Source organism: Mesorhizobium sp. YL-MeA3-2017 (genome assembly GCF_030814575.1).
Taxonomy (GTDB): domain Bacteria; phylum Pseudomonadota; class Alphaproteobacteria; order Rhizobiales; family Rhizobiaceae; genus Mesorhizobium; species Mesorhizobium terrae.
Genome location: NZ_JAUSVH010000001.1, coordinates 1,802,693 through 1,815,479, shown reverse-complemented (window position 1 = coordinate 1,815,479; position 12,787 = coordinate 1,802,693). Strand labels below are relative to the sequence as shown.

Sequence of the window (12,787 nt, the reverse complement as noted above, 5' to 3'; positions counted from 1 at the left end):
GATGTCATTGTAATGTTGCCTTCGCCCGCCTACCTCTGCGGATGAAAACCGCCGAGACAAGCTGGAGCCCTTGATGTTCGACCCCAAGAAACTGCTCGACGATCTTCTGAGCTCGCAAGTTCCCGGCGCCACCGGAACCGTGCGCGACAAGGCAGGCCAGGCCGTTCAGATGGCCAAGGACAATCCGCTGGCCGCCGGCGCCTTGGCTGCCGTGCTTCTGGGCACCGGCGCGGGGCGTCAGGTGACCGGCACGGCCGTCAAGCTTGGCGGTCTTGCCGCCATTGGCGGGCTGGCCTACAAGGCCTACCAGAACTACAAGGCCGGCCAGAAGCCGGCCGATGTCGCCAGGGAGCCGGAATTGTTGCCGCCGCCGGCCGGCGACAGCTTCGATCCGGCTCAGGCGCCGCAGGGCGAGGCCGAATTCGCGCTGACCATCGTGCGCGCCATGATCGCCGCCGCCAAGGCGGACGGCCGTATCGACGAGGCGGAGCGCGGCAAGATCATCGACAAGGTCGGCCTGTCGGGCCTCGGCGCCGAGGCCACCGACTTCCTTCGGGATGCGCTGGCGGCGCCGACGGATGTCGACGCGCTCGCTGCCGCCGCGAAGACCGAGGCGCAGAAGATCGAGCTCTACACCGCCTCGCGTCTCGCCATCGACCCGGACACACGCGCCGAGCGTGGCTATCTCGACATGCTGGCCGGACGGCTCAGCCTGCCCGACGCGCTGGTCGATCATATCGAGGCGACCGTCGCCTCGGCAAAAGCGCCGGTCGGCGTCAATCCGAAGTGGTAGGAAGCTGACGCGACAGCGCAAGGTTGACCGGCGCCGGCTGCGTTAATCTTTCGTTAACCAGTCAGGCGCATCATTTTAAGCATCGGATCGGCTATCCTCCTCCCAAGCTGGTTCAGACTGGGCGGTCGCCAATGACCGCCCTTTTTGTTGGCCATCTCCATCCATCCCTCTGATCCTCGCGCCGCGGCTTGCCACGGCGGCATTCATTTGCCATGCCTCGGTCTCTGTTGAGCGCCGCACCCTATCGTTCGCCCAAAGGACGCTCTAACACTTTAAGTTGGCGCCCGATCCTGTCCGAAAACCGTTCCGATTTTCGGGGGCATGCGCCGGGGAGGACGGCATGACAATCAAGGGCACGGCAATCGTCACCGGCGCGGGTACCGGCATCGGCAAGAGCGTTGCGACAGCCTTGCTGAAGGACGGCTGGAACACGGTGTTCTGCGGCCGGCGCAAGGCGGTGCTCGAGCCCGCAATCGCGGCTGCCGGCAAGACCAAGGCGGCGGCGCTGGCGGTCGCCTGCGACATCACCAAGCCCGACCAGGTCGAGGCGCTGTTCAAGACGACCACGGATGCGTTCGGACGGGTCGACCTGCTCTTCAACAATGCCGGCATGGGTTACAAATCGACACCGATCGACGAAATCCCGGTCGAGGTCTGGAACGACATCGTTGCCGTCAACCTGACCGGTTCCTTCCTGTGCGCCCGCGCCGCCTTCGGCGCCATGCGTCGGCAGACGCCGATGGGTGGGCGCATCATCAACAACGGCTCCGTTTCGGCACAGGTGCCGCGACCGGGCTCCGTGCCCTATACAGCGACCAAGCACGCGATCACCGGCCTTACCAAGACGCTGGCGCTGGACGGCCGTCCCTTCGACATCGCCTGCGGGCAGATCGACATCGGCAATGCGCTGACCGAAATGGCCGTGCCGATGACGGTGGGTGTACCTCAGGCCAATGGCACTATCGCGGCGGAAGCGGTGATGGATGTCGAACGTGTCGCCGAAGCCGTGGTCTATATGGCCGGCCTGCCGCTCGACGCCAACGTGCTGTTCATGACGGTGATGGCGACCAAGATGCCGCTGGTCGGGCGAGGCTGATAACGTCGCCGCGGATAAAAACGGGTCTAAATTGGCCTGGTACAGAAATTCTGCCAGAGTGTCGTCTGACGTCGGGGGTGTCGATGAGCAAGTTTTCGGATATTTGGGTTTTAAAGCGCGTAGACGTCGAGAAATTGGCAATCGTTCTGTGGAGGCTAGCACTAGTTATTTTCACGATGAGAATTGTTTTAGAGTCGTTGGGTACGACTATTTGGCTTCTTCTTGTTCCCAAAACTCCAGCTGTTCTCGGTGCGTCGGCATCGATCGTCGCCTTTGGAGGGGTAATGAGTGCGGCGACCTTAGTGCTTCAGTTGTTGGCAGTGCGTCTTATCGTTGAGGTTGCGCTGCGCTTGACTAAAGTGCAAAGCACCTAATTCTTGGGTGATAGGCTTTCCGGCAGTGCCGGGATTGGTTGAATGAGTGCAGCGCCATTGGTCTGACGGTATTCAGCACTCCCCATCCTTGAGCTTGGCAGCGCCTGCGGCGCGGCGTGCGCAATCGTTGCCGTAGGTCTTGCCGTCGCAACCGCACACCGGCTGATATTGCTCCGTGCAAATCTCAGGCCTCTGCATGCAAATGCCCATGCGATCAGCGCGGCCACATTGGGTCTCGACCGGAAACTCGCAGAATTGGCTGGCACTACAGGAGAGGCCCCTTATGCCGCCGCAGGCTTTTATCGGCTCATCGGCCGACACCTGAAACGTGCCAACGAGAAACACCAGCGATATCAGCCCGAACAGGGTTGTACCTCTCATGGGGTGCCTCCCGTCTTTGCGTTCGCGATCAGGAAATCGCCGATCCTTTGCAGGGCACGGGCGATGTTGTCTTCCGAGTTGGCGTAGGAAAGCCGCATGTAGCCTTCGCCAAGCACGCCGAAATCCGGTCCGCCGATCAGAGCTACGCCCGCCTCTTCCAGCAGCGCGGAGGCAAGTTTCTTGGCTTTCCAGCCGGTGCCGGAGATGTTGGGGAAGGCGTAGAAGGCGCCCTTCGGCGTGATGCAGGAAATGCCGGGCAGGGCATTCAGGCCCTCCACCACCAGCTTGCGGCGGCGATCGAAGGCCCGCATCATGGCGGCGACTTCGTCCTGCGGGCCGTCGATAGCGGCGATGCCGGCATATTGGCTGGGCGCGTTGACGCAGGACCAGCAATTGACCGCCAGCTTGCGCACCTTGTCGTAGAGATGCGCGCCCTTGTCGCCGTTCGGCCAGATCGACCAGCCCATGCGCCAACCGGTCATCGCCCAGGTCTTCGACCAGCCGTTGAGCACGATCAACCGGTCGCGGATTTCCGGGAAGGTGAGCAGCGAACAATGTCGCTCGCCGTCATAGGTCATCACGTCGTAGATCTCGTCGGAGAGGATCGCGACATGCGGGTGCCGTTCCAGCCCTTTCACCAGCTTCTCGATCTCCGTACGTGGCGTCACCCCGCCCGTCGGATTGGCAGGCGAGTTGAGGATGAGCAGGCGCGTGGTGGGTGTGATCAGCGCCAGCGTTTCGTCGGCGGAGAAGGCAAAACCGTTTTCCTCGCGGATCGGCACCGGCACCGGCCGGGCGCCGGTGAATTCGATCATCGAGCGATAGATGGGAAAGCCGGGATCGGGATAGAGGATATCGGCGCCCGCTTCGCCGAACATCAGGATGGCGGCGAACATGGTCGGCTTGCCGCCGGGAAGGATCATGACGTTGTCGGGCGAGACTTCGACGCCGGTGGTGGCGAGCGTGCGGCGCACCACCGCCTCGCGGGTGGCGGCAAGGCCGGTGGCCGGCGTATAGCCATGGTGGCCGTCGCGCAGCGCCTTGATGGCGGCCTCGACGATGTGTTCCGGCGTGCGGAAATCCGGTTGGCCGATGCCGAGATTGACGATGTCGCGTCCCTGCCCGGCAAGCGCGGTAGCGCGGGCGAGCACCGCGAAGGCATTTTCCTCGCCGAGGCGATCGAAGGCAGGGATTGTGTGGATCATTTTGTTGGTCCAGCTGGTGCTAGTTGCGCATCCGTGTTTTTTGAAAGGGTGCGCGAGCCCTGTCAAACGTTAAGGAGCCAATGGTGTCCGAAGATCTGAAGAACTGGCAGCCGCGCCCGCGTCCGGAGCGCAAGGTGCTGGAAGGCCGTTATGTGCGGCTGGAGCCGCTGGACGCGGCGCGGCACGGCGACGGCCTGTTCGAGGCCTCCTCGGTGACCGACGCCGACGGCCGCTTCCGCTGGCTGTTCGAGGTGCCGCCGGAAAGCCGGGCGGCGTTCCAGCCCTGGCTGGACAAGGTGGAAGCCAGTAGCGACCCGCTGTTTTTCGCGGTGATCGACAAGGCGAGCGGCAAGGTCGCCGGCCGGCAGACGTTGATGCGCATAGAGCCCGCCTTTGGCGTGATCGAGATCGGCAACATCTATTGGGGGCCGCTGATCGCGCGCAAGCCGGCGGCGACCGAGGCACAGTTCCTGTTCGCCCAATATGCTTTCGACGAGCTCGGCTACCGCCGCTACGAGTGGAAGTGCAACAACAACAACGAACCGTCAAAGCGGGCGGCGGAACGCTTCGGCTTCAGTTTCGAGGGTATTTTCCGCCAGCATCTGGTGGTCAAGAGCGAGAACCGCGATACGGCGTGGTACTCGATCATCGACAAGGAATGGCCGGCGCTGAAGAAGGCTTACGAAGCCTGGCTGGACCCGGCCAATTTCGACGCCGCCGGGCAGCAGAAGCGGCGTCTGGAGGCGTTCCGATCACATTGACGGCTGCTGAGCCGAACTTAAATGACTCGGTGCGAAAAGCGTGGTCCATAGGGCGGGCAGGGGATTTTTAGTTGAATTTTATCCTTAGCCGGCTGGTTTCTGAATATCTTGTACTAAAGTCGAAGATTAGTGGCCGCTGGATGGCAGCGGAATGCTTCTATATCCAAATGAATTGATTTAAGTTCCCCCGCCAAGAGGGTTGGCTGATGGGATATGATCATTCGCACGACCACGGTTCGTACAGCCAAGACCATGATGCATGGCGGGCACGATCTTGGTGCCGCCGACAAGAAGCGCGTTCTCGCCGCGGCGGTTCTGACCGGTGGTTTCATGGTCGCCGAAGTGATCGGCGGCCTGCTAACCGGTTCGTTGGCGCTGCTTGCCGATGCCGGCCACATGCTGACCGACGCAATCGCGCTGGGGCTCGCCTGGTACGCCTTCCATCTCGGCGAGAGGCCGGCCAACGGCCGGCACACCTATGGTTATGGCCGCGTCAAGACGCTGGTCGCCTATACCAACGGCCTCGCAATCTTCCTGGTGGCGTTGTGGATCTGCTACGAGGCGTGGCGGCGCTTCCAGGCGCCGCTACCGGTGCTCGGCGGGCCGATGCTTGTGGTCGCGGCGCTGGGCCTGGCTGTCAATGTCGCGGGCTTCGTGATCCTGCATGGCGGCGACCGCGGAAGCCTCAACATGCGCGGTGCGCTCCTGCATGTGCTGGGCGATATTTTGGGATCGCTGGCCGCCATCGTCGCGGCGCTGGTGATCCTGGCAACCGGCTGGACGCCGATCGATCCCATCCTGTCGGTGTTGGTGGCCGTTCTGATCCTGTCGACGGCCTGGAACCTGATGCGGGCGGCCGCACATGTATTGCTGGAGGGAACGCCGGCGGGACTCGACCGCGACGCCATCGTCAACGACCTCCAGGACAATGTGCCCGGCGTGCGCGAGGTTCATCACGTGCATTTGTGGTCCATCGACGGGGCCCGCAACATGGCGACGCTGCATGCCAGCCTGAAGGACGGCGTGGACGCGCATGTCGCCGTCGACGCCATAAAAAGCCGCCTGCGTGCCGGGCACGACATCAGCCATGCGACCGTGGAAATCGAATTCGACCGCCGCGCCGAGGACGGCCGCCCGCGAGAGGCCGTGCGTGGCGTCTCACCGCAGCCCAGGCACCTGCATTGAACGGCAGGCTGTGCTAACGAGACGTCGACAAACGGAAACCGAGACCCGGGATCGGACCCACCATGGACCGCGAAAGCAAGCGCTCGGCCATCGCCGCGCTGTCGATCATGCTTCTGTTCGGCGTGACGGCCTTCTATCTTCCAACGATCATGCTAGCGATCGGCAATATCTCGACGGTGCTGGCCGGCATTGTCGCGGTGCTGTTCGTGGCGGCCTTCTTCCTCGTGTTCTGGCTGCGCAGCCGCGCCCAGCGGCGAAAGGGAAACTGATATGCGCGTGCTGATCACCGGTGCGGCCGGTATGATCGGCCGCAAGCTCACGACGCGACTGGCGAAGGACGGCGCGCTGCGCGGCAGGCGCATCGCAGCGCTAGACCTGCATGATATCGTGGCGCCGAAAACGCCTGTCGCGGCCGGCATTTCGACCACCATCCACACCGGCGACCTTGCCGCGCCCGGCGCGGCCGACGCGCTTTTGAGAACGCGCCCAGACATCGTCTTCCATCTGGCCGGTGTCGTCTCCGGGGAGGCGGAAGCCAATTTCGACCTCGGCTACCGGGTCAACCTCGACGGCACGAGAGCACTGTTCGACGCGATCAGGGTGGCGGCTTACAATCCACGCGTCGTCTTCACCTCGTCGATCGCCGTGTTCGGCGCACCGTTTCCGCCGGTCATTCCCGACGATTTCCACGCCACGCCGCTGACCTCCTACGGCACGCAGAAACTGGTCGGCGAGGCGCTGCTGGCCGACTATTCGCGACGCGGCTTCTTCGACGGCATCGGCATTCGCCTGCCGACGATCTGTGTCAGGCCCGGCAAGCCGAACAAGGCCGCTTCCGGTTTCTTCTCCGGCATCATCCGTGAGCCGCTGAACGGCGTCGAGGCGATGCTGCCGGTGCCGCGTTCGGTGGTGCACACCCATGCCAGCCCGCGCTCGGCGGTCGGGTTCCTGATCCGCGCCGCCGAGATCGACGGCGCGACCGTAGGCCCGCGCCGCAACATCACCATGCCGGGTGTCGGGGTCAGCGTCGCCGAGCAGATCGAGGCGCTTGGCCGCGTCGCCGGTGTAAAAGCGGTCGCGCTGATCCGCGAGGCGCCGGACGAGGCGGTGTGGGCGATCGTCAAGAACTGGCCGACCCGCTTCGAGGCACGCCGCGCACGGGAACTGGGTTTCGAAGCGGAGACCAGTTTCGATGCTATCATCCATGCGCATATCGAGGATGAACTGGGCGAGTAGGTGTTTTTCTCCACCGCAAGGGGAGACAGCGCTTAAGCTCGCAGACTGGCCGTCAGCAGGATAAGGCCGAACAGGAACACCATCGCCGCGCCGCCGATTTCGATGGCGGAATGGACGCGGTTGCCGAAACGGCCGTCGCCGGCCAGCATCACGGCCCAGTCCTTGGCCGTCACTGCCAGCGTGGCGAGCAGGGAGACGGTGATCGCCGTTCCCACCGCCATCGCCAGCACCGACAGGATGCCGCCAGCCCACAGGCCGTTGAGGAAGGCGAAGGACAGCACGATCAGCGCGCCGGAGCAGGGCCTGATGCCGACGGCGGCAACCGCCGTCCAGGCGCTGCGCCAGTCGAAGCGGTCGCCGGCGAGCAGGGTCGGGTCGGGTGCATGCGAATGACCGCAGCTCTCGCAGACCTGGCCCGGGCCATGATCGTGATGATGGTGGTCGTGGTGGTGATGATCATGGCCGGCATGATCGTGGTGATCGTGCCCGTGGTCATGATGGTCGTGGGCGGAATGGTCATGCGAATGTGCCGCGCGGGCATGACCATGGTCGGCATGGCTGTGGCCGCCGGCATGGGCATGCGCGGCTGACAGGCTGTAGGTGGGTGCCGCGCCGAACAAGCGCTTCACCGCCGGGCCGAGCTTGCGCCACAATAGCCAGGCGCCGAAGACCGTCACGAAGGCGTAAGACGCGATCTCCAGGAACCAGGCGGTGTCGGTCATCGAGATCGAGGTGCCGCGCAGCACGAAATAGGCAAGCAGCATCACCACGATGGCGGTGATCGCCTGCAGGAAGGCGGAGATGAAGGAGAGCAGGATGCCGCGCCTCAGCGCCACTTCATTGGCCAGCATGTAGGAGGAAATCACGGCCTTGCCGTGGCCAGGGCCGGCGGCATGGAAGATGCCGTAGACGAAGGACAGGCCGATCAGCAGCCAGAGTTTCGAACCGTCCTGGCGCATCGCTTTGATGGCGTCGGCGAGCGCGTGGTAGAATTGTTGCTGGCGCAAGTTGACCCAGGTCAGGAAGCCGGAAAACAGGCCGGTGCTCGGCGCCATCGCGTCATTGGTGCCGATGCCCAGCGAGCTCTGCGCGTGGGCGTGGCCGGCCAGCTGCGCCGTCACGAAGGCCGTCGCCAGCAGGCAGAAGATCAGGCGTGTCGTCGTCTTGGTCACGGGGGGTTACCCTTCTGGCCGACAGTTCAACTCGAGTTTGGTCGCGAAGATCTTGCTCATGTCCGTGCCTGTCGGATCGTTGAAGAACGCTTCCGTCAGGGTCTTCTGGTTCTGGGCGATCGCCTGGTCCGGGTCCGGCCGGATGACGGAGCGGTTGCAGGAGGAAGGCAGGTCCTTCACCGAGAGGTTGGTATCGTCGGTGAAGTCGATGGCGGTATAGAAGGTCGGATCGTAGACGCCGAGGTCGATCTTGCCTTTCAGCCTGAGTGGTTGCTGCGGCTGGTCTTCGAACAGAACGATGAGCTGGTTGTTGTCGAAGGAGGCGACGATGTCGGCCGGCGCCTTCATCTTGACGTCCTTGCCGTCGACGGTGACCATCTGGAAATAATTGTACTCGGCCAGCGACGCCTTAATGGTGTTGGCCACTTCCTTCAGCTCGGCATCGTCGAGCTTGAGGTCGGAATTCTTGTCGAACTCCATCAGCACCGTCGAGGAGAACAATTCGTCGAAGCGCCAGAGGTGGCGCAATGCCGCGATCGACTGATGGTCGGGGGAAAGCACGACGTCGAGGCGGGCCTCGGCAAAGACGTGCGGGTGGACCATGGCCGGCACCGTGCCGGTAAGCAAGGCGCCGAAGGCCGCGGCCGTAGTGGCTATTCGTCCCCGGACGTTCATGGACCCTGGCGATTCCTTCGGATGAGCATGGCCCCGAGGGTTACCAGAAACCGGGCGAAAGTGGGACCGGGCTAACGAAAATGTTATGACGTTTCGTGCGTCTTGAACCACTGCACCATGAAGTCGACGAAGACACGCACCTTCGCCGGCAGGTAGCGGCGGTGCGGATAGACCGCGAAAATGCCGCCGTTGAAGTCGATGCGGTCCTCGAGCAGCGAGATCAGCCGGCCGCTCTTGATTTCCGGTGCGGCGACGAAATCCGGCAGCAGGGCAAAGCCCAGGCCGGCGAGGGCCGCCATGCGGGTGGTGATGGGGCTGTTGACCATCATCGGGCCGCTGATCGGAACACTGGTGATGTCGCCGTCGTCGCCACGGAACGGCCAGTTGGAGGCCCAGCGGCCATTGGTGTCGACCACGCAGGGCATGTGCGCCAGGTCCTGAGGGCGGGTCGGCTTGCCATATTTGGCGATCAGCTCCTGCGAACCGCAGAGTTTCAGCGTAAACGGCGCCAGCTTGCGGGCGATCAGCGAGGAGTTTTCAAGCCGCGTGATGCGGATGGCGAGGTCGAAGCCTTCCTCGACAAGGTCGACGAAGCGATCGTCGAGATGCACCTCCAGCGAGACGTCCGGATATTGCCTGGCGAAATCGATCATCGATTGACCGACCGCCGCGTCCGCCATGGTGCGCGGCGCCGAAAGCTTGATCCTGCCGCGCACGTCGCCGGAACTGTCGCGCACCGCGTCCGACAGGCTGTCGATCTCGCGCACGATCTCGGAGGCGCGTTTGTAATAGGTATGGCCGGCCTCGGTCAGCGAGAACTGACGGGTGGTGCGATTGAGCAAGAGCGCGCCGAGTTCGTCTTCCAGTTCGCGCACATATTTGGAGAGCAGCGCCTTCGAACGGCCGATCTTGCGACCTGCGGCCGAAAAACCCTCCGCCTCGACCACGTCGATGAAGGCGCGCATGCGGGTGAGAGTGTCCATCGCGTCAGGCCTTTCCGGCTGTTTCGAGAATACGCCGCCCAAGCCGGACAAGCGCGAGGTCGCTGCCTTGCGGGCTGAGCAGCGAGATGCCGAATGGCGCGCCATCGACGGTTCCAAGCGGCAGCGTGATCTGCGGGAAGCCGGAAAGCCCGGACAGGCAAAGCAGATGCAAGGCACGCTCGCGATAGGCCTGCGTTTCGTCGAAACTCGAAGCTGCCAACGGTGCCGCGCCCGGTACGGTCGGCAGGACGAGGATGCCGTCGTCGCCGAGACGGTCGGCGAGTTCGGCGCGGAAGGAGGCGCGGCACGCGGTTTCGGTCGTCACGGTACCTTGGTCGATGCTGGCGCCATAGGCAAACCGCTCCTTGACGCCCGGACCGAGGCGGCGGTCACCCTCTTCGATCCAGCGGCCATGCGAACCCCAGGCTTCGGAAGCCTGCAGTTTGCGGAAGCACCAGTAGAGGTCGTCAAGGTCGTGGGTGAGGGCAGGGGCGATCTTGGATTCGCCGAGGATTGGCGCGATGGCGTCAATCATGCGGCGATATTCCGCCGCTTCCACATTGCCCAGCAGCAGGTCGTTGAGGGCTGCGAGGCGGAAGGGGCGCGGGTGAGCGAGGCTCACCGCATCCTCTCTCCCAAATAGCACCTCCGCCACCTTCTCGTAGGTCCCGATGTCCCGTGCGAACCAGCCGAAGGTATCGAAACTGGGCGCCAACGGCATGGTGCCTTCAAGCGAGATCGCGCCATGGGTGGTGCGCAGTCCGATCAGGCCGCAGAAGCTTGCCGGCGCGCGGATCGAGCCGCCGGTGTCGGAGCCCGTTGCGATGTCGGCAAGACCGCTGGCAACGGCCGCTGCCGAGCCCGAGGACGACCCGCCAGTGACACGGTTGGGGGCGGCCGGGTTCACAGGCCTTGGAAAATGGGCGTTCTGACCCATCAGCGAGAAAGCGAGCTCGTCGGTCTGTGTCTTGGCGACGAATCGCGCGCCGGCATCGAGCAGTTTTCGCACCGTGGGTGCCGTTTTAGCCGCTGCTGCGCCGTTTTCGCCCTTGTCGGGATTGCCGCAGCCGGTGACGTAGCCAGCGACGTCGAAAATGTCCTTCACGGCCAGGGACAGGCCGGCTAGCGGGCCGGATTGTGCATGGGAAACAGCCACTTGTGGCAAATCGAGGAAGGCATTGAAGGGGTCGCGCTGGCTGGGCATCGTTCAATATCTGGATACTGTGCGTCCACAGTCGTTCGACAGCCGAATTTTTTCAAGCCGGGGTTCGATTTTAATTGATTGTGAAAGCATGCGCGCCTATATCGCGCTTGCCCAAAGTCGCACGTGCCTGTGGGCGTCCCCCGACCCTCGAATGGCGAGGATATCGGGACGGTACCCGGGAAGTAACGAGCCCGGTCGGTTCAGCGGCCAACCGCCGATCCGAGGACGTCTTGAAGCAACGACGGTGCGGGCCTTTCTGGTGTTTTCCGGTTGTCCATAGACCGGGGTTACTGAAGAGGCACACCCTCATTGCCGGCAGTGCGGTTGGGATTTCCCATCCAAGCCAAGGCAGACAAAGCGGATCATAGCCGGGCAAGGCTAGGTCCATCGCCGCGAGACGGCTTTCCATGGTTCCGGGGTCTCCACCGGCTGGTACCATCGGATTTTCGTCCCGCCTTTGTTTGACCGCGTGTTCGCGAGGCAGAAGGCCCGCGTTCCGCACCTTTGCACGCACCGCCTGGTGCGATGGAGGTTCCGATGGCTACGCAACGTGTACTCGATTTCCTCGCCACCCGACGCCCCGAAGGCCCTTGCCTCGTCGTCGACCTCGATGTCGTGCGCGATAACTTCCGCGCCTTCGAGAAGGCGCTTCCCGATTCCCGGATCTACTACGCGGTGAAGGCAAACCCGGCGCCGGAAATCCTGCGCCTGCTCGCAGCGATGGGCTCGTCTTTCGACACCGCGTCGGTTGCCGAGGCCGAGATGGCGATGGACGCCGGCGCGCCCGCCGACCGCATCTCCTTCGGCAACACCATCAAGAAGGAGCGCGATATCGCTAAGGCCTATGCGCTCGGCATCCGCCTGTTCGCCGTCGACAGCGTCGAAGAGGTGGAAAAGGTGGCCCGCGCCGCTCCGGCCGCGCGCGTGTTCTGCCGCGTGCTGACCGACGGCGAAGGCGCCGAATGGCCGTTGTCGCGCAAGTTCGGTTGCGTGCCGGCGATGGCGGTCGACGTGCTGCGCCGCGCCAAGGTGCTGGGCCTCGACGCCTATGGCGTGTCGTTCCATGTCGGCTCGCAGCAGACCGACCTGACCGCCTGGGACCGTGCGCTGGGCGATGCCAAGCGCGTGTTCGCGACGCTTGCCGAGGAAGGCATCGTCTTGAAGATGGTCAACATGGGCGGCGGCTTCCCGACCCGTTACCTGAAGGATGTGCCGGCGGCGCAGGCCTATGGCCAGGCGATCTTCGGCGCGCTGCGCAAGCACTTCGGCAACGACATCCCGGAGACCATCATCGAGCCGGGCCGCGGCATGGTCGGCAATGCGGGCGTCATCAAGTCGGAAGTCGTGCTGATCTCGAAGAAGGCCGACAACGACAATGTGCGCTGGGTCTATCTCGACATCGGCAAGTTCGGCGGTCTCGCCGAGACGATGGACGAGGCGATCCGCTACCCGATCGTGACCGCGCATGACGGTGGCGAGGTGGCTCCCTGCGTGCTCGCCGGACCGACCTGCGATTCGGCCGACGTGATGTACGAGAAGGCGCCGTATCCGCTGCCTTTGTCGCTGACCATCGGCGACGAGGTGCTGATCGAAGGCACCGGCGCCTATACGACCACCTATTCGGCGGTCGCCTTCAACGGCTTCGAGCCTCTCCGATCCTACGTGATCTGACGGGCGCAAAGCTCGTCAGATCATCCCGCTCGCCGGCAGCAATGCCGGCGG

The 12,787-nt window shown here is 63.7% G+C and carries 14 protein-coding genes; 8 read left to right on the top strand and 6 right to left on the bottom strand.

What is annotated here, in order from left to right:
- Positions 1–73: 73 nt before the first annotated feature.
- From QFZ88_RS08535 to QFZ88_RS08525, 3 genes are all read left to right on the top strand, one after another.
- The gene (locus tag QFZ88_RS08535; protein ID WP_024925823.1) at positions 74–793 is read left to right on the top strand and encodes a tellurite resistance TerB family protein; all 720 of its coding nucleotides are present in this window, start codon (positions 74–76) and stop codon (positions 791–793) included.
- Between the two features lie 340 nt (positions 794–1,133).
- A complete protein-coding gene (locus QFZ88_RS08530) occupies positions 1,134–1,889 on the top strand; it encodes an SDR family oxidoreductase (protein WP_024925822.1) in 756 nt (251 codons plus the stop codon).
- A gap of 83 nt (positions 1,890–1,972) precedes the next feature.
- Complete coding sequence (locus QFZ88_RS08525) at positions 1,973–2,263, top strand: hypothetical protein (protein WP_024925821.1); 291 nt, start codon at positions 1,973–1,975, stop codon at positions 2,261–2,263.
- 72 nt (positions 2,264–2,335) lie between these two features.
- Here the strand turns inward: QFZ88_RS08525 and QFZ88_RS08520 are convergent, their stop codons facing one another.
- Both QFZ88_RS08520 and QFZ88_RS08515 read right to left on the bottom strand, forming a co-directional pair.
- Entirely contained in the window at positions 2,336–2,644 is a 309-nt protein-coding gene (locus tag QFZ88_RS08520; protein ID WP_024925820.1) for a Kazal-type serine protease inhibitor family protein, read from the bottom strand.
- On the bottom strand, positions 2,641–3,849 hold the full coding sequence (locus tag QFZ88_RS08515) for a pyridoxal phosphate-dependent aminotransferase (protein ID WP_024925819.1): 1,209 nt from the start codon (positions 3,847–3,849) through the stop codon (positions 2,641–2,643). Before QFZ88_RS08515 ends, QFZ88_RS08520 begins: the two co-directional genes overlap by 4 nt.
- Positions 3,850–3,932: 83 nt before the next feature.
- On the opposite strand from QFZ88_RS08515, the gene QFZ88_RS08510 reads away from it, so the two are divergent.
- The 4 genes from QFZ88_RS08510 to denD all read left to right on the top strand — a co-directional run bounded on the left by QFZ88_RS08510 (position 3,933) and on the right by denD (position 7,031).
- The gene (locus QFZ88_RS08510) at positions 3,933–4,610 is read left to right on the top strand and encodes a GNAT family N-acetyltransferase (RefSeq protein ID WP_024925818.1); all 678 of its coding nucleotides are present in this window, start codon (positions 3,933–3,935) and stop codon (positions 4,608–4,610) included.
- 213 nt (positions 4,611–4,823) lie between these two features.
- Positions 4,824–5,795, top strand: coding sequence for a cation diffusion facilitator family transporter (locus QFZ88_RS08505; RefSeq protein ID WP_307417149.1), 972 nt, complete (start codon positions 4,824–4,826; stop codon positions 5,793–5,795).
- Between the two features lie 62 nt (positions 5,796–5,857).
- Complete coding sequence (locus QFZ88_RS08500) at positions 5,858–6,064, top strand: hypothetical protein (RefSeq protein WP_024925816.1); 207 nt, start codon at positions 5,858–5,860, stop codon at positions 6,062–6,064.
- Position 6,065: 1 nt separating this feature from the next.
- Positions 6,066–7,031 carry a D-erythronate dehydrogenase gene (gene denD, locus QFZ88_RS08495; protein ID WP_024925815.1) on the top strand — a complete coding sequence of 322 codons (966 nt, stop codon included), beginning with the start codon at positions 6,066–6,068 and terminating at the stop codon, positions 7,029–7,031.
- Positions 7,032–7,063: 32 nt separating this feature from the next.
- Here the strand turns inward: denD and QFZ88_RS08490 are convergent, their stop codons facing one another.
- From QFZ88_RS08490 to QFZ88_RS08475, 4 genes are all read right to left on the bottom strand, one after another.
- Positions 7,064–8,203, bottom strand: coding sequence for a nickel/cobalt transporter (locus QFZ88_RS08490; RefSeq protein WP_024925814.1), 1,140 nt, complete (start codon positions 8,201–8,203; stop codon positions 7,064–7,066).
- A gap of 6 nt (positions 8,204–8,209) precedes the next feature.
- Positions 8,210–8,878, bottom strand: coding sequence for a DUF1007 family protein (locus QFZ88_RS08485; protein WP_024925813.1), 669 nt, complete (start codon positions 8,876–8,878; stop codon positions 8,210–8,212).
- A gap of 83 nt (positions 8,879–8,961) precedes the next feature.
- Complete coding sequence (locus tag QFZ88_RS08480; RefSeq protein ID WP_024925812.1) at positions 8,962–9,861, bottom strand: LysR family transcriptional regulator; 900 nt, start codon at positions 9,859–9,861, stop codon at positions 8,962–8,964.
- 4 nt (positions 9,862–9,865) lie between these two features.
- Positions 9,866–11,065, bottom strand: coding sequence for an amidase (locus QFZ88_RS08475; protein WP_024925811.1), 1,200 nt, complete (start codon positions 11,063–11,065; stop codon positions 9,866–9,868).
- A gap of 537 nt (positions 11,066–11,602) precedes the next feature.
- Here QFZ88_RS08475 and odc2 point away from each other — a divergent pair.
- Positions 11,603–12,736, top strand: a complete 1,134-nt coding sequence (gene odc2, locus QFZ88_RS08470; RefSeq protein WP_024925810.1) for an ornithine/lysine decarboxylase — start codon at positions 11,603–11,605, stop codon at positions 12,734–12,736.
- The last annotated feature ends 51 nt before the right edge of the window (positions 12,737–12,787 follow it).